Origin of the sequence: Paracoccus marcusii (assembly GCF_028621715.1) — a bacterium.
GTDB classification, from domain to species: domain Bacteria; phylum Pseudomonadota; class Alphaproteobacteria; order Rhodobacterales; family Rhodobacteraceae; genus Paracoccus; species Paracoccus marcusii.
This window is the reverse complement of sequence record NZ_CP117466.1, coordinates 3003314-3019101: the sequence shown is the minus strand read 5'-3', so window position 1 is coordinate 3019101 and position 15788 is coordinate 3003314. Positions and strand designations below refer to the sequence as shown.

Here is a 15788-nt window from a genome sequence, read left to right as displayed (position 1 = left end):
AAGGCCTATCCTGCTTATTTCGCGCCGTCGCGGACGTCGACCTCGGGGCGGTCGTCGCCCGAGACGTCCTCCTCGCGCCAGGTGCCCTTTTCGTCCTGGTACTGGACGACCTCCGACTCGCCGCTCAACTGTTGCCGCGCGGCGACGTCGTTGGCGGCGGCGGTCGCCTGTTCCTTTGTGGGATAGGTTTCCGAGAATACGTCGTCCAGCTTGTAGGCCCAGCCACCGTCATGCTCGACGATCTCGTACACGATTTTGGTCATTCGCTTTGTCCTTGCTTGGGCAGGCGCACGGTCACGGGTCGTCCGGTCCGCGCGATTGCCTGTTTTCGGAGCTTCTGCATCAACGGCCGGCCCGCTCGCTCCGTTCCGCGAAAACTTTCCTGGCCCTGCATGCCCGCTGGCAGGCGCATCAGAACGCGTATTCCATCTCGATCCGGGCAGCCATGCCGCGGTCGGGGTCGGCCGCGTCGGACCCCCCGGCGAACCACCCGATCGCCGCGTCGATTTCCAGTGCATCGGTCGGACGAAGGCCCAGGACCAGGTCTAACGCGTCGCCCAGGTGGCGGTCTTGTCCCTGCGCCACGGAAACGCGGCGATAGTGGTGATACAGCAGATCGACCGATACCGCGTCGTTTGCGGTCAGGCCGACGCCCGCGGTCGCGATGCGGATGTCGCTCAGATCGGGATCAAGCGCCTCGCCATAGTATTTCAGCTTGGCGAACCCGCCCAGACGCGCCTCGTTCGACTGCAGCCCGGTCTGGCGATAGGCGCGGTCGGTGCCGTCGTCGGGGTCGCCGTCGCCGCTGCCTTGGGCAAAGGCCACCGTCACGCGCGGCTGCAGGTCGTGATCCTCCCACAGGCGGGTCGCGCGGATGTCGAACCCGTATCCCTTCAGGCGGCGATCGTCGTCCGATCCGCGCGACAGCCCCGCATCCGCCCAATAGGTCAGGCCGTCGCCCAACTCTCCCCAGGATCGCAGGCCCAGGGACAGCTGCTCCCCGGCGCCCCTCTCGCGGTCGTCGCCAAGGATGGCGAAGGCCTCGACATAGCGGTCATCAGCGGGTTCCATCTGCGCAAGCAGGCCGTAATAGGCGATGCGGTCGCCGCGCGACCCCGGCTCGAACAGGGTGCGGGGCAGCCAGCCCACGCGGCCGGCCAGCGCGTCGACGCGTACCGGGCCCGCGTCAAAGCGGGCCATGACACCGTCGATGTTCTTGTCGATCAGCCATTCGCGTTCGTCGCGGTACAGCCACCGCCCGGCGCGAATGCGAAAGCCGTCGTCATACTGCAGATAGGCCTGATTGACGCGCGCGGTGTTGGTCGTGCTGCGCGGCTCTCCACGTTCCCAGACCCGTTCGGAGAAGACGTCGAATTCGAAGAAGCCGGACCAGGTTTCCTCTGACGCGACCTCGCCGATCAGGCGGAACAGCGGGCTGACGGCCCCCTCACGGTCCCGGTCGCCATCATCCGTCTGCCGTTCATAGGCCAGGTCCAGCTGCAGCGACCGACGGAACTCGATCGCGGGCGGGTCGGCCAGGGCCGGGACGGGAAGGGACAGGGTCGCGGCAATCAGCAGGGGGCCGATACGGTCCATGCGCAGGGTCTCTCTTGGGAATCAGGTTGGCTGGTGGCAGGTGGCGCAGGCTTTGAGGGACTGCTCGATCAGCGCGTCCGTCGTGTGCCTGCGATCATCGAAACGAAGGCTGATGCGGATGTGGCGGGCCAGCGACAGCGTGCGCATGGTTGCGATGCGCCGGGGGCAGGGCAGGGGGCGGATGCCGGCATAGCCGTCCAGGAAGGCCCGGGCCGATGCGCTCAGCGCGCCGACGTCGCCTGTGGTCCGCAGGGCGTATTCGTCCAGATGCGCCAGGAAATTGCCCAGGTCCACCGCCGGGTCACCCACCGCGTACAGGTCCAGATCGACCAGCCAGACCTGCGCATCGGCGATCAGCACCTGGTCGAAATAGAAATCGCGGTGGATGCCGCAATGCTGGTCGTCGCGCAGCCGGCCCATCCGATCCCTGGCGGCGTGCAGGATGCGCCGCAGTTCCGCCTGTCGCGCGGGCAACAGCTCTACCGCCTGGGTCAGGGCGCGATCCAGGACCGACAGCTCGTCCGCGTGGGTCCAGCGGCGGTCGGTGACAGGGGGAACCCCATGCAGGTGGGCCAGCGCCATCCCGGTTCGCGCCATCGCCGCGACATCCGTCGGGGTCAGGGGTCGGCCGGGCACCTCGTCCTGCAACCACATCCGCATCGTGTCGACGATGCCGCGGGCGCGCGGGACACCTGCCCCGTGCGGTGCCCGACCGTCCAGACCGGCACCGCGCAGGGCATCGTGGATGGCGGGCATGCGGCCGTCCGTTCCCTTGGCACGCAGCTTGCCCAGGATGGCCGTGGTCGCCCCGCCTATCGGATAGCGGACCAGTGCCCTGCGGCCCGGCTTGTGGCGGAGGAGCTGGGGGCGGCTCGTGAGATCAAGCCCCGTCGCCGCCTGCAGCGCGGGCCGCGCTTGGTCTGGGTTCAGGGCGGCGTCCAGCTGTGGCATGGCGGAGTCCGCGGATGCGCCGCGCATGACCTGGGCCGCACGGTCCAAGAGGGTCCGCGCGCGCGCAGGCCAGTCGGGATGGCGGGCACGAAACCCCTCGGTCACCAGCAACATCAGGGCGCGGGCATGGTGGAGGGGCAGCGTGACGGGCCCGCCGCCATAGCCGCGCAGGACCGCGCCCGTTATGGCATCGGCCTGGACGCGCGACAGGATGCCGTCCACCACCTGCGCATCGATCCGGGCCAGGAAGCTGCCCAGATCGCGGGCCGGATCGCCGCAGCCGGCGTTGTCCCAGTCCAGGATGACCGGACCATCGGCCCCCGTCACCACCTGATCCGCGCTGAAGTCGCCGTGCACCATCACCGGATCGAACGTGACCTGGGCCAGCCGGTCGGCCAGATCGGCCGCGATGTCATGGGCCAGGACGCTCAGCTCGGCATCCAGCGGCGCAAGATCGGCGGCGGCGGTCAGGACCGACCTTGCATCGGCCTGGGCGGTCCATGCGGCGGCGGGTCGGAACGGATCGGCATGCAGCGCGGCCAGGGCCGCGCCGATCCGCGTGCAGGTGTCCGCGTCGGGCGCGTGACCGGTCATCTGCGGGCAGACGGGGCGTCCCGGCACCCACGCGGTCATCATCGCGCGCAAGCCGCTGTCGGCCCCCAACAGGGCGGCCTGCCCATGCGCCATGGCCGCCGTCGCGCCGACAAGCGCCTGGTCAAAGCCCGCCCCGGCCATGATCTTCAGAACCCCTCGCGGCTGACCGTCAAGGTCGAGGCGGGCCACCAGCCGTCGCCCCGGCTTGTAGCGCAACAGGGTCAGGTCGCCCGCGGCCAGATGCGGCTGCACACCGGTCACGCGCCGCAGGGCGTCCTGTCGCCGTGCAGGGTCCAGGAACCGCGCAAGGCTGCGCAGATGACGGTCCAGCCGCGCCGGGATGACGATCACGCCGCGGTCGGGCAGCATCACGACATCGAGGTTGTCGCGCCAACGGGACCGGCGGCTTTCCTCGGCATACCGATCGGGGGCATAGGCATAGGCGGCCAGCGCCTCTCCGTCCGCGGACAGGAACGACGCGACGCAGCTGACCCCGGGTTTGTAGCGCAGATAGGCCGGCTGCAAGGCGTCACGCCCCAAGGCCGCCGCCATCGCCTGCGCGTCCAGCATCAGGGGCAGACCGACCAGCGCCGGATCTCGGTCGCAGATCGCGCGATCAGCCGGCGACAGCATGCAGCGCCCCCCCATCCTGACCACGACCCTGCAGCGCCCACAGACGGGCATAGCGTCCGCCGCGCGCCAGCAGGTCAGCATGGCTGCCCTGTTCGGCGACCCGGCCCGCCTCCAGGAACATGATGCGGTCCGCGCGGGCGGCCTGCGACAGGTCGTGGGTGATCAGCAGGCTGGTGCGGCCCTTGGCCAGGCGCCAGATCGCCTCGGACACGGTGGCCTCGTTGCTGCTGTCCAAGCCGGTCGTGGGCTCGTCCAGGACCAGCACCGGACAGCGGCGCAGGGCGGCGCGGGCGATGGCGATTCGCTGGCGCTGGCCCGCCGACAGGGTGGCGCCGCGTTCCGCGACCTGGGCGTCATAGCCGTCGGGCAGGGCCGCGATGAAGTCATGTGCGTTGGCCAGGCGGGCTGCGGCCTCAATCTCGTCCCGGGTGACGTCGCGGCCCGCGCCCAAGGCGATGTTGTCGGCCAACGTACCGCTGAACAGGACGGTCTCCTGCGGGACAAAGCCGATCTGGCGGCGCAGGCTGGTCATCGTCACGTCGCGGATGTCCTGCCCGTCGATCAGGATGCGCCCGCCCAACGGATCGTAAAGGCGCAGAAGCAGTCCGGCCAGCGTGGACTTGCCCGCCCCGGACGGCCCGGTCAGCGCCACGTTCGTGCCCGCCGGAATGTCCAGCGTCAGCCCGTCCAGCGTGGGCCGACCCCCGCCATAGCCGAAGGTCAGGCCGTCGAATGTGATCCGCCCGGCATAGGCGGGGGCGGCCACGGCATCGGCGCGGTCGCGGATCTCGGGCACCTCGTCCAGCAGCTGGACGACCCGCTCGCCCGCGGCGCTGGCCTTGGCCAGACGGGACGCGTATTTGGCATAGCCCCGGATGGGCCGGAACGTCGCCTTGAGATAGGTGATGAAGACCAGCAGGTCGCCCGGCGTCAGCCGCCCGCGCAGCACCTGCAACGTGCCGAAATAAAGAACCAGCGCGATGGCGCAGGCGACCAGCAGGTCGACCAGCCGTTCCAGCCCCGCCGCGATGCGCTTGGCCCGCACGTCGCCCGCCATGCTGGTGCCGTTCGCGCCGGAGAAGGTGTCGGCCGCGCGATCCTCGATCGACAGGGCCTGAACCGTGCGCATGGAGGACATCGCCTCGGCCGCAGTGGCGGCCATCTGGCCCTCGACCTTGCGCTGCTTGCGGCTGGCGGCCTGGATCTTCTTTCCTGCGCGGATGGACGCGAACCACAGAACCGGCAGCGGAATCAGCGCGATCAACGCCAGCTGCCAGTCCAGCACCATCATCACGGCGACCATGCCCAGCAGGACCAGCACGTTCGCGGCCAGCGGCAGGGCGGCAGTGACGGCAGTTTCCTTGAGCATGGCCACGTCGCCGATCAGGCGCATGGTCAAATCGCCCGCCTTGGACCGGGTGTGAAAGCCAAGCGACAGTCCCTGCAGGTGCCGGAACAGGTCGCCGCGGACCTGGGTCAGCACCCGGTTGCCGACGATCGCAAAGCCGATGGTCGCCAGGTACTGGAACAGCGCGCGCAGCCCGATGATGCCCACCAAGCCAAGCGCGCACAGCGCCAGAAGCGTCATGGGGTCCAGCGTATCCACCGCCGCGACCCCCGATCCGCCTGTTCCCGCCGTGCCGGACGGCACCACGCGGTCGATGACGAATTTCAGCGGCCAGGGTTCCAGCAGCCGCATCAGCGTCGCGCTGACCAGCGCGGTGGTCGCCCCCGCCAGCACCGCCCGATGCGGGCGCAGATAGGGGGCAAACCGATGCAGCACGCGGCGCAGGCCCGGCAGCGATTCCGTCAGCGTCTCGGGACGCGATCGCGACATCACGCGGCCTCCTGTCCTGCGGCGCCGGCACGGGCGATGATGCGGGACACGATGCGGTCCCACCCGTGATGGGCCAGAACCTCGGCGCGGGCGCGTGCGCCCATCGCGGTGGCCGCCGCGGGATCGCGGGCCAGACCCGCAAGCGCCGCAGCTAGGGCGTCCGGATCATGCGGTACCACGGTGACGCCAAGTCGGCCCCGGTCCAGCACCTGCGCCAGATCGCCCACGTCGCTGGCCACCACGGGCAGCCCCGCAGCCATGTATTCATAGAGCTTCAGCGGAGAGAAATAGAACGGCTGATCGCCCCGATAGGGAGCCGTGGCGACATGCATCCGTGCCAGCCAGCCGGGGATCTGGTCGGGCTGGACCGCCCCCGTCAGGTGAGCCGCATCCGACAGGGAAAGCTGGTCCAACCGGTCCAGGATCGCCGCCCGTTGCGGCCCGTCACCCACGATCAGCAGGCGCGCGTCGGGAACGGGGCCCCGTCGCAGCAGGGCAAAGGCCTCGACCAGGGTCGCGGTGTCGTGCCAAGGCTTTAGCGTGCCGACGAAGCCCACGGTGAACGGCCCGTCCGGCGCAGGGCTGCCGTCGAAGCGTGCCGCATCGACGCCGTTGGGGATGACCGCCACCCGGTCGGGCAGGGCACCCAGATCGCGGGCGTAATCCGCCGCCGCCGCCGACACGGCCGCGACCAGACGGGCGGCCCCGAATGCCCGGCGGGCGCTGGCTTGGGCGTCCGACTGGCGGACCATGTGGCGGTGACGGGTCTGTTCGGCGATCAGGGGGGCGTTCAGTTCCAGGGCCGACGGCACACTGCCGCGACTGGCCCATTCCATCGCCCCATGCGCGAACAGCGCATGGCGTTCATAGACCAGGTCGAACGGCCCCGCCTGCGTCAGCGCCGCGGCGACCGTCTCGTTCAGCGCCAACGCCCAAGCGGCACGCGCTTCCGCGTCGTCGCCACGCGGCGCGCCGGGCAGGGGGTGCAGCGCCACCGTCGCAAACTCCGCCGCGGGCGCCACCGTCAGGCACGGAGAGAACAGCGTCACCCGGTAGCCCATCGCCAGCAGCACCCGCAGCACGGATTGCACATGGATCGACGCACCCTTGGTGCCGAAGGGCGGAATGCCAGGATCGGTGGTGACATAGGCGACGTGCATCACGCGGACCTCTGCTGGGGAAGGTCGGTGCCCGCGATGGCGTCGTGCCAGATGGCGCGAAGCTGCGCGGCGTTGACGTGCTGGTCGAATTCCTGCGCGATCAACGCGCGTCCCGCGGTCGAGAACTGCTGCCGCAGGTCCGCATCGTCCAGCATCCGCGCAAGCGCCGTGGCCAGCGCCTGGGGGTCGCCTTCCGGGACGCAGAACCCGGTCTGCCCGTCGCGGACCAGTTCCGGGATGCCGGTGACGGCGGTCGAGACGCAGGGCGTTCCCAGGGCCATCGCCTCCAGCAGGACGGTGGGCAGGCCGTCGCGGTTGCCGTCGTGGCCCACCACGCAGGGGCAGGCGAAGACGGCAGCCTGGCGCATCATCGCGATCACCTCGGATTGCGGACGCGGGCCTGCCAGGGTGACCGCATCGCCCAGGTCGGCGGCGGCGATCTGGGCCGCCAGATAGGACGCCTCGTCCCCGCCGCCCACGATTGTGCAGCGCACGCTGCGGCCCTGGTCGCGCATCAGGCGCACGGCCTCGATCAGGATGTGGAACCCCTTCTTTTCGACCAGGCGTCCGACCGCCAGGATGTCGGTCGCATCGGGTGCGGGGTTTTGATGGGCGAAACGGTCCAGGTCCAGGCCGTTGTAGATGCGGCTGACATTGGTCGCGTCCTGGCCGAAGCGCTGTTCCAGATAGCCGACATTGTAATCCGACACGGTGACGACATGGGCCGCGTCGCGCAGCTTCTCGTCCAGGCGGATGTTCTCCTCGTAGTCGAAATAGATGTCCTTTGCATGCGCCGTGAAGGTATAGCCGATCCCCGCCAGCTGCGCCGCCAGCCGCGCCACCGTCGTGGAAACGGTGCCGAAATGTGCGTGCAGATGCGCCACCCCGCGTTCGCGGCAGGCCAGCGCCAGCTCCAGCGCCTGCGCGACATCCTGGCCGCTGCTGTTCTTCATCTGGCCCAACAGGGTCCATGACGCCGCGGGCAGCCCGGCCCGGGCGCGCATCATCAGCCGCCAGAACGCGTCGGGGTTCTTCAGCCGTTCGGTCAGTCGGGTGACGGGCGCGCGGACCTTGCCCAGGTTGTCCTGAAAGTGCGTCTCCTCGACCGGGCGCAGCGAGAAGATCTCGATCGGCTGGCCCGCGGCCTCGTGCGCTAGGATCTCGTTGACGATGAACGTCTCGGAATAGCGGGGATAGCGCTTCAGGACATAGCCGATCTTGGGTGCGGACATGGGAGGACGGTTCCTTGTGTCGGGTTTTCAGGCCAGGCGGCGCAGGGATTTGCGGGGGGCCAGCATCCGCGTGGCCATCGCGGTGACGCGCGACAGCCCGTCCAGGTCCACGCCGCGGGGTCCGGCCTGCCGGGTCACCGCGCGGCCCAGCCAGTCGCCGATGGCGGCGGGCGACAGCGCATCGGGATGAATCATGTCGGCGATGCCGCGATCCTGCATGCGCTGCGCGCGGATCAGTTGTTCGGTGCGCGGCCGGACCCGCGGGACCACCAGCGACGGCAGGCCGAACGACATCATCTCGCAGGCGGTGTTGTAGCCGCACATCGCCACAAGCGCCGCCGCGCGCGCGGCCAGCCCCACCGGTTCGGCCACGAAATCGACCACGGTCAGGTCGGTCCGGCCCTGCGCCAGCGCCGCCACGCGGGCCCGTGCCTCGGGCGGCATCTGCGTGCCGGTGATCAGGATGCCCTGATGGCCCGCGGGCATGGGCGCCGCGGCGAAGGCCGTGCACAGGGCCACCCCGTCGCGCCCGCCGCCCACCTGGCACAAAACGAACGGGCGCGCATCGCCTCCCGTCACCTGCAGCGGGTCGGCCCCCTGCGCATCGGGCGACAGGCGCGCCCGCTGGTCCAGATAGCCGGTATAGGTCACGCGGGCGGACAGTTCGGGGCCCAGCCCGTATTCGTCGGCCGTGGGAAAGAACGCCGGGTCGCCATAGACCCAGATGTCGTCGTAGTGATCCTGCAGCGCCTCGAAATTGCGCTGGCGTAGCCATTGCTGGCGCATGACGGACGGCCGGTCGATGATGTCGCGCAGCCCCAGGACGATCCGCGTGCGGCCCGACCGTTTCAGTGCGCGCAGGGTCGGGCCCAGTTCGTACTGGGCACCGCGGGGAACGTTGTCGACGATCATCAGGTCGGGCTGAAAGTTCTTGACGGCGGCGCGGATCGTCGCCGCGCGGATGTCGCACAGCGCGTCGACCCCGATCCCCAGGTCGCGGGCATGATAGGTACCGTCGGAGGCTTTGGCATAGGCCGGCAGCGTCAGGCAGTCGACGCCCGCGGGCAGGGCAAATGCCCCGGCCTCGCGCATGCCGGCCACCAGCAGCACCTCGGGGTCGTGACCGCAGTCGCGGATCGCCTGCGCCAGCAGCATGTTGCGCCGCAGATGACCAAAGCCCAGAGTGTCGTGCGAATACAGGACCACCCGCGGCGCGCGGGTCCGCTGACGGCGCAGCGCGGCGGCGTAATGCAGCGGATCGGCGGGGTTCATCTTGGTCATCGGGCCCTCGGGATCTGGGGGTGCGGAGGTGCTTGGACGGCGGCGTCTTCGTGCTTCCAAAATATTGGCGTGCGATCCAAAGCTGCAAATTAGAAGATCATTAGAGCCGCGCATCGGCGTTTTTACGGCCGCGAAGTTGCGCTAGTCTGCCGTCTCAGGCGGCACCGTGCCGCGACCGGCCGGGAACGCAACGCCATGAGAATCCGCACGAAAATCATGCTCAGCCACTTGACCGGCCTGGTCACGGTCACGCTTGTGTGTCTGGCGATCATCATCGGGCTGGGCCTGACGCGCGAGGACCGGCGACAGCTTCAGACGTCCTATGCGCAGCTGCGCAACATCAACCTGGTGGCGGTCGACGCCAACAAGCTGTCCGCCCAGATCGCGGAACTGTTCGTCGCCGGGGACCAGGACGCCGAGATCCGCGAGGCGCGCGATTCGCTGCTGTCCGGGCTGCAGCGCCAGCGCGACCTGATCCGCGAGGAGCATGCGCTGGCCGGAGAGCCCGATGCGACCTGGGGCGGACTGGACCGCGTCGCCCAGATGGAGATCAAGGTGCAGGAGATCGACCAGTCGCGCCTGCTGATCCAGGATCACCTGCAGGCGGGCCGGCGCGCGGAGGCGCTGCAGGTGTTCAACACGCGCATCTATCACCAGCTGGGGCAGGTGCTGCTGGAGCTGGTCGAGGAGGCGACCGTGCGCGAACGTGCCGAGGTTGCCGAGGCGCTGGCCAGTTCGTCCCGACTGTCGGAACGCGCCGTCGATCTGGCCATCGGGCTGATCGTGGTCGTGGCGGTCTTGGGCGTCGCGAACATCGTGATGATGAACCGCGCGATCCTGCGCCCCGTCTCGGCGCTCTACGCGGGGGCCGAGGCGGTCGGGCGGGGCGATCTGACGCATGTGATCGACAATCCGTCGCCCGACGAGCTGGGTAACCTGTCGCGCCGCTTCAACCAGATGACCGGACAGATCCGCGACCAGCGCGACAGCCTGCTGCAGGCGCAGTCCACGCTGTCCCAGCAGGTCGAGGAGCGTACCCGCGAACTGCGCGAACGGTCGGAGGCGCTGGTGGCCAGCAACGATCGGCTGCGGTCGGTCGATGCCAGCCGCGCGAATTTCTTTGCCGATATCAGCCACGAGCTGCGCACGCCGCTGACGATCCTGCGCGGCCAGGCCGAGATGGCAATCCGCACCCCCGACGCCGATGCCGCCACCCTGCAGCAGGTGCTGTCCGAGATCGTGCGCAAGACCGACCAGATCGGGCGGCTGATCGATGACCTCCTGTTCCTGGCGCGGTCGGAATCGGGATCGATCATGGTCAACCGCACGCGTGTCGTGCTGCAGGACATCGTGGGTGACGTGCTGCTGGACGGCCAGAACATGACGATGCGCCCCGGCGTGCGCATCCGTCCCAGCCAGCCCAGCGAACCGGTCGAGGTGCGCGGTGACCCCGACCGCCTGCGTCAGGCCGTGCTGATCGCGCTGGACAACGCGATCCGCCTGGCGCCCGCCGACACCACCGTCAGCCTGGAGCTGGCGCAGTCACAGGATCACGCCCATATCCGCGTGCGCGACCAGGGACCAGGCTTCACGGGCGACGAACTGGGCAGCGCCTTCACCCGCTTCTATAGCGCGCGCCCGTCGCGGCCGCGGTCGGGTCGCGGGTTGGGCCTTGGGCTGTCCATCGCGAAATGGATCGTCGACCAGCATGACGGCGCCATCCGCATCGACAGCGCGCCCGGCCGCGGCGCCGTGGTCGAGATCACCATGCCGTTGGCACGCAGGGCCGTCGCATGAGCCCCGATCGTGTCCTGGTGGTCGAGGACGACACCGAGATCGCCGCCCTGCTGGCCGGTGGCCTGACGGCCGAGGGCTATCACGTCGATCTGGCCGACTGCGCGGCGGGGCTGGACCAGCGATTGCGTGACGGGGGCTATGACCTGGTGGTGCTGGACCGGATGCTGCCTGACGGCGACGGCGCCGACCTGTGCCAGGAGATCCGCGCGGCGGGCCATGACGTGATGATCCTGATGCTGACCGCCAAGGACGCGCTGGCCGAGAAGTTGGAGGGGCTGGGGGCAGGGGCCGACGACTACATGACCAAGCCCTTCGCCTTCGAGGAACTGCTGGCCCGCATCGCGGTCCTGCTGCGCCGTGCGCCTGCGCGCGAGGACCGCCCGTCCCGCATCGTCATCGGCGATCTGTGCCTGGACCTGGACACCAAGACCGCGACGCGACGCGATCGCGACCTGGACCTGACCGCGACCGAGTTCTCGCTGCTGCGGTTTCTGGCAGAGCGTCCCGACAAGGTTCAGTCGCGCGTGGACATCCTGAAGGGTGTCTGGGGATACAATTTCGACCCGCAGACCAACATCGTCGAGGTCTATATCGCCTATCTGCGCAAGAAGCTGGATCAGGACGGTGATGAGCGGATGATCCACAACCAGCGCGGCTTCGGGTATCTGCTGTCGGCCCGGTGACGCGGTCCTGTCATGAAAGCTTCACTGGCGACGGGGTCATTATTCCATTATTCGGGAATCATGGAACATGACCGCGCCGCCAGTGCCTTCGCTACCCTTGGCCATCCCGGGCGCCTTGCCGTCGCCCGGCTTCTGATGCGTTTTGCCCCCCGCGCCGTCCGCCCGACCGAGATCGCGCAGGCGCTGGGGCTGAAGCCGAACACCCTGTCGCACTACCTGTCCGACCTGACGGGATGCGGCCTTGTCGCCGTGCGGCGACAGGGGCGGTCGCTGCTCTATTCGATCGATGTCGATGCGACGGGCCGCCTGCTGGGCTATCTGGCAATGGACCTTGGCCGCGCGCGCCCGGACGTTCTGACCAGCATCCCACAATCCAAGGAGCCGACCGTGACGCATACCGGTTTCCATGTCCTGTTCATCTGTTCAGGCAATTCCGCCCGATCGCTTTATGCCGAGGCGCTGCTGCGCGATCTGGGCGGCGATCGGTTCATCGCCCATTCGGCAGGCACCCGGGCGGGGACGCATCCGAACCCCCTTGCGCTGCAGGTGCTGGACCGCAACGGCCACGACACGACCACCCTGCGGTCCAAGCATCTGTCCGAGTTCCAGTCACCCGACGCCCCCAGGATGGATTTCGTCTTCACCGTCTGCGACACCTCCGCGTCCGAGGAATGCCCCCCTTGGCCCGGCCAGCCGATCACCGGGCATTGGGGACTGCCCGACCCGGTCAAGGCGCAGGGGACGGACGCCGAACGGGCGCTGGTCTTTGCCCGGACCTATGCCGCCCTGCGCCGCCGGATCGAAGCCTTTGCCGCCCTGCCGGTGGCCAGCCTGGACCGAATCTCACTTCAGAACCGGGTTGATCAGATCGATGCCCGCGAACTTGCCAAGGACTGAACCCATGACCCGAATCGCACTGAATGGCCTGGGCCGCATCGGAAAGCTGGCCCTGCGCCGGATGTTCGACCTGGGCCTGGGGGACCGGATCGTCCTGCTGAACGACGCGGCGGGCGATGCCGATCAGCACGCCCTGCTGATGGAATTCGACAGCGTTCACGGCCGCTGGCCCAAGCCCGTCGCGGCAGACGGCGCAGCGTTGGTCCTGGATGGCCACCGCATCCCGCTGACGCATCACCGGACCATCGACGCCCTGCCGCTGCGTGACCTGGAGGTCGACCTGGTGATCGACGCGACGGGCGTGTTCAAGACCGCGGACCGGATCGCGCCCTATTTCGATGCCGGCGTGGCGCGTGTCGTGGTCAGCGCACCGGTCAAGGATGGCGGGGCGTTGAACCTGGTCTATGGCGTGAACCATCACCTCTATGACGGCAGCCAGCGGATCGTGACGGCGGCCAGCTGCACGACGAACTGCCTGGCCCCGGTGGTCAAGGTCGTCCACGAGGCCTTGGGAATCCGCCACGGGTCGATCACCACGATCCATGACGTCACCAACACGCAGACCATCGTCGACCGACCGGCCAAGGACATGCGCCGCGCGCGCTCGGCGCTGATGAACCTCATTCCCACGATGACCGGCAGCGCCACGGCGATCACGCTGATCTATCCCGAGCTGAAGGGTCGGCTGAACGGCCACGCGGTCCGGGTGCCGCTGCTGAACGCCTCGTTGACCGACTGCGTGTTCGAGGTCGAGCGTCCGACAAGCGTGGAGGAGGTCAACGCCCTGTTCGCCGCCGCCGCGGCGGGACCGCTGGACGGCATCCTGGGCTATGAGACGCGGCCGCTGGTGTCGACCGACTATGTCAACGATCCGCGCAGCGCGATCATCGACGCGGGATCGACGATGGTCGTGAACGGGACGCAGGTCAAAATCTATGCCTGGTACGACAACGAATGGGGCTATGCCTGCCGGCTGGTCGATGTCGCGCGCATGGTCGCGGGGCGGATGGCATGAACCCGGTCCGCGCCTATGCCGCGGTGACGGCGGCCTATTGGGCGTTCATGCTGTCGGACGGCGCGTTGCGCATGCTGGTGCTGCTGCACTTCAACGGACTGGGCTTTTCCCCGATCCAGCTGGCGTGGCTGTTCCTGCTGTACGAGGCTGCGGGGATCGTCACGAACCTGGCCGCGGGCTGGCTGGCGGCCCGGTTCGGGCTGGCGGCGACCCTGTACGCGGGCCTGGGCATCCAGATCGCGGCCTTGGCGACGCTGGCGCAGCTGGACCCGGCATGGAGCGTCACGGCATCGGTGATGTTCGTGATGGCGGTGCAGGGCGCGTCGGGTGTCGCCAAGGATCTGTCCAAGATGTCGTCGAAATCGGCGGTCAAGGTCCTTGTCCCTGCCGCCGATGGCGGGCTGTTCCGATGGGTGGCTGCGCTGACCGGGTCCAAGAACGCCGTCAAGGGCCTGGGCTTTTTCCTGGGCGCCGCACTGCTGGCCTTTGCGGGGTTCCAGGCGGCGGTCTGGGGCATGGCCGCGGTGCTGGCTGCGATTCTTGCGGCGGTGGTCCTGTTCCTGCCCGCGGGCTTGCCCGGTCGGGTGAAGGCGGCCGAAGGATGGTCAGGCTGGCGGTCGCGGGACAGCCGCGTGAACCGGCTGTCCCTGGCGCGCATGTTCCTATTCGGCGCGCGCGACGTGTGGTTCGTGGTGGGCATCCCGATCTATTTTCAGGCCGTCCTGTCCGATGGCACTGCCGAAGGGCGGCGCGAGGCCTTCTTTCTGGTGGGCGGTTTCATGGCGCTGTGGATCATCCTTTATGGCGCGGTTCAGGCCGCCGCCCCGCGCATCCTGGGCGGCGCCGGCCGACCCGAGGCGCAGATCACCCGGGACGCGGTCCGGTGGGCAGGTCGGCTGGTGCCCATCCCCTTCGTGATGGCGGCGGCGGTCGTGATCGCGGGCGATCCTGCGCCGTGGCTGACGATGCTGCTGGTTCTGGGGCTGCTGGTCTTCGGCTTCGTCTTTGCGGTCAATTCGTCCGTTCATTCATACCTGATCCTGGCCTTTGGTCAGGCACAGCGGATCACGCGGGATGTCGGGTTCTACTACATGGCGAACGCAGCGGGCCGCCTGATCGGGACGCTGCTGTCGGGCCTGTCCTATCAGGTCGGCGGGCTGCCGCTGTGCCTGGCCACCGCCGGCGCGATGGCGGCGGCCAGCTGGTGGGCGGCACGCCGCCTGCTGATCGACAACCCGGAAAGCGCGGGGCCGACCCGCTGAAGGCCGTCCTGCATCCTTTACGGTCGCAGCAGAAAACCCCGCGTGCGCGGCACGGGCGCGCAGCGGCGCAGGAACCGCCGCGCCTGCCACCCTGACCGGATATGCGCAAGCGCCAGTCGGGGTCCTGCGGCGGCGATGACCTCGGTCGCGCGGTCGCGATGAAACTGCCGCGAGGTGCGGGCATAGGCCATGGCATCCAGCGTGTGCCAGCCGAACGTCTCGCGGCACCCCTCTCCCATGCCCGGCCGCGTGCGGTTGTGATAACGCAGCGACCGCCATGCGACGCGGGCGACCTGCACCGGCCTGGACGGATCGACCCAGATCAGAAGATGGGCCCGGGCGGCGCGCTCATGCATCGTCTCGTAATGACCGCCCTCGATGATCCAGTGCTCCTGTGCATGGATCTCACGCGTCAGGGCATCAAGCTCACCGGTGCTACGATGGACAAAGCCCGGCATCCAGCTCAGCTGATCCATGTGGTACGCGGGCAGGCCGGCCAACGCGGCCAGCCGCATCGCCAGCCAGGACTTTCCCGTCCCTGACCCGCCCAGAACCATCACCCGTGTCACCAAACTCATCCATCCCCCAACCGCTCACGAACGCGCGATCAACACGCTCTACGCGGATTGGTTCGGATTTGGCAGGATAATTTCAGCTTGGGACGATTCACGCCGATCCTTGCGAGACGCTGGTTCCGCAACCTCGCAGCGCGGAGGACGTCCATGCGTGGGATGGGTCGGCGGTGTGGGGATGGTAGGCCCGGCAGGACTTGAACCCGCAACCAAGGCGTTATGAGCGCCCTGCTCTAACCAATTGAGCTACAGGCCCCCGCAGCACGCATTGCCTAGTG

General features: G+C 68.8%; 13 protein-coding genes and 1 tRNA gene. 5 read left to right on the top strand and 9 right to left on the bottom strand.

The window, feature by feature from the left end:
- Positions 1-14: 14 nt before the first annotated feature.
- From PRL19_RS14915 to PRL19_RS14885, 7 genes are all read right to left on the bottom strand, one after another.
- Positions 15-263: a DUF2188 domain-containing protein gene (locus PRL19_RS14915; RefSeq protein WP_217845918.1), complete on the bottom strand. Its 249-nt coding sequence runs from the start codon at positions 261-263 to the stop codon at positions 15-17.
- 148 nt (positions 264-411) lie between these two features.
- Entirely contained in the window at positions 412-1596 is a 1185-nt protein-coding gene (locus PRL19_RS14910) for an alginate export family protein (protein ID WP_273743427.1), read from the bottom strand.
- A gap of 21 nt (positions 1597-1617) precedes the next feature.
- Positions 1618-3774, bottom strand: coding sequence for an aminoglycoside phosphotransferase family protein (locus PRL19_RS14905; protein ID WP_273743426.1), 2157 nt, complete (start codon positions 3772-3774; stop codon positions 1618-1620).
- Complete coding sequence (locus PRL19_RS14900) at positions 3758-5611, bottom strand: ABC transporter ATP-binding protein (protein WP_273743425.1); 1854 nt, start codon at positions 5609-5611, stop codon at positions 3758-3760. The genes PRL19_RS14905 and PRL19_RS14900 overlap by 17 nt, the downstream gene beginning before the upstream one ends.
- The gene (locus PRL19_RS14895) at positions 5611-6771 is read right to left on the bottom strand and encodes a glycosyltransferase family 4 protein (RefSeq protein ID WP_273743424.1); all 1161 of its coding nucleotides are present in this window, start codon (positions 6769-6771) and stop codon (positions 5611-5613) included. The genes PRL19_RS14900 and PRL19_RS14895 overlap by 1 nt, the downstream gene beginning before the upstream one ends.
- Positions 6771-8003 (bottom strand): glycosyltransferase family 4 protein, encoded by a 1233-nt coding sequence (locus PRL19_RS14890; protein WP_273743423.1) that lies wholly within the window; start codon positions 8001-8003, stop codon positions 6771-6773. Before PRL19_RS14890 ends, PRL19_RS14895 begins: the two co-directional genes overlap by 1 nt.
- Positions 8004-8030: 27 nt before the next feature.
- Positions 8031-9284, bottom strand: coding sequence for a glycosyltransferase family protein (locus PRL19_RS14885; RefSeq protein ID WP_273743422.1), 1254 nt, complete (start codon positions 9282-9284; stop codon positions 8031-8033).
- Between the two features lie 216 nt (positions 9285-9500).
- Here PRL19_RS14885 and PRL19_RS14880 point away from each other — a divergent pair, with 216 nt between their 5' ends.
- Genes PRL19_RS14880 through arsJ form a run of 5 tightly spaced genes read left to right on the top strand, consistent with a single transcriptional unit; the run spans position 9501 to position 14938 of the window.
- A complete protein-coding gene (locus PRL19_RS14880; protein WP_273743421.1) occupies positions 9501-11081 on the top strand; it encodes a sensor histidine kinase in 1581 nt (526 codons plus the stop codon).
- Positions 11078-11764 carry a response regulator transcription factor gene (locus PRL19_RS14875; protein ID WP_127898772.1) on the top strand — a complete coding sequence of 229 codons (687 nt, stop codon included), beginning with the start codon at positions 11078-11080 and terminating at the stop codon, positions 11762-11764. The genes PRL19_RS14880 and PRL19_RS14875 overlap by 4 nt, the downstream gene beginning before the upstream one ends.
- Before the next feature lie 60 nt (positions 11765-11824).
- Positions 11825-12661 (top strand): arsenate reductase/protein-tyrosine-phosphatase family protein, encoded by an 837-nt coding sequence (locus PRL19_RS14870; RefSeq protein ID WP_273743420.1) that lies wholly within the window; start codon positions 11825-11827, stop codon positions 12659-12661.
- A 4-nt stretch (positions 12662-12665) separates the two neighbouring features.
- A complete protein-coding gene (locus PRL19_RS14865; protein ID WP_273743419.1) occupies positions 12666-13676 on the top strand; it encodes an ArsJ-associated glyceraldehyde-3-phosphate dehydrogenase in 1011 nt (336 codons plus the stop codon).
- Positions 13673-14938 carry an organoarsenical effux MFS transporter ArsJ gene (gene arsJ / locus PRL19_RS14860; protein ID WP_273743418.1) on the top strand — a complete coding sequence of 422 codons (1266 nt, stop codon included), beginning with the start codon at positions 13673-13675 and terminating at the stop codon, positions 14936-14938. The genes PRL19_RS14865 and arsJ overlap by 4 nt, the downstream gene beginning before the upstream one ends.
- A gap of 17 nt (positions 14939-14955) precedes the next feature.
- Here the strand turns inward: arsJ and PRL19_RS14855 are convergent, their stop codons facing one another.
- The gene (locus PRL19_RS14855; RefSeq protein ID WP_273743417.1) at positions 14956-15516 is read right to left on the bottom strand and encodes a P-loop NTPase family protein; all 561 of its coding nucleotides are present in this window, start codon (positions 15514-15516) and stop codon (positions 14956-14958) included.
- Between the two features lie 173 nt (positions 15517-15689).
- Positions 15690-15766 (bottom strand) — tRNA-Ile (locus PRL19_RS14850).
- Positions 15767-15788 lie beyond the last annotated feature (22 nt).

What these genes read in the sequence shown, in the direction of transcription:
- PRL19_RS14905 (WP_273743426.1), bottom strand. Translation starts at nt 3,774, where the DNA reads ATGCTGTCGCCGGCTGATCGCGCGATCTGCGACCGAGATCCGGCGCTG.
- PRL19_RS14875 (WP_127898772.1), top strand. Translation starts at nt 11,078, where the DNA reads ATGAGCCCCGATCGTGTCCTGGTGGTCGAGGACGACACCGAGATCGCC.
- PRL19_RS14915 (WP_217845918.1), bottom strand. Translation starts at nt 263, where the DNA reads ATGACCAAAATCGTGTACGAGATCGTCGAGCATGACGGTGGCTGGGCC.
- PRL19_RS14910 (WP_273743427.1), bottom strand. Translation starts at nt 1,596, where the DNA reads ATGGACCGTATCGGCCCCCTGCTGATTGCCGCGACCCTGTCCCTTCCC.
- PRL19_RS14880 (WP_273743421.1), top strand. Translation starts at nt 9,501, where the DNA reads ATGCTCAGCCACTTGACCGGCCTGGTCACGGTCACGCTTGTGTGTCTG.
- PRL19_RS14865 (WP_273743419.1), top strand. Translation starts at nt 12,666, where the DNA reads ATGACCCGAATCGCACTGAATGGCCTGGGCCGCATCGGAAAGCTGGCC.
- PRL19_RS14890 (WP_273743423.1), bottom strand. Translation starts at nt 8,003, where the DNA reads ATGTCCGCACCCAAGATCGGCTATGTCCTGAAGCGCTATCCCCGCTAT.
- arsJ (WP_273743418.1), top strand. Translation starts at nt 13,673, where the DNA reads ATGAACCCGGTCCGCGCCTATGCCGCGGTGACGGCGGCCTATTGGGCG.
- PRL19_RS14885 (WP_273743422.1), bottom strand. Translation starts at nt 9,284, where the DNA reads ATGACCAAGATGAACCCCGCCGATCCGCTGCATTACGCCGCCGCGCTG.
- PRL19_RS14855 (WP_273743417.1), bottom strand. Translation starts at nt 15,516, where the DNA reads ATGAGTTTGGTGACACGGGTGATGGTTCTGGGCGGGTCAGGGACGGGA.
- PRL19_RS14900 (WP_273743425.1), bottom strand. Translation starts at nt 5,611, where the DNA reads ATGTCGCGATCGCGTCCCGAGACGCTGACGGAATCGCTGCCGGGCCTG.
- PRL19_RS14870 (WP_273743420.1), top strand. Translation starts at nt 11,825, where the DNA reads ATGGAACATGACCGCGCCGCCAGTGCCTTCGCTACCCTTGGCCATCCC.
- PRL19_RS14895 (WP_273743424.1), bottom strand. Translation starts at nt 6,771, where the DNA reads ATGCACGTCGCCTATGTCACCACCGATCCTGGCATTCCGCCCTTCGGC.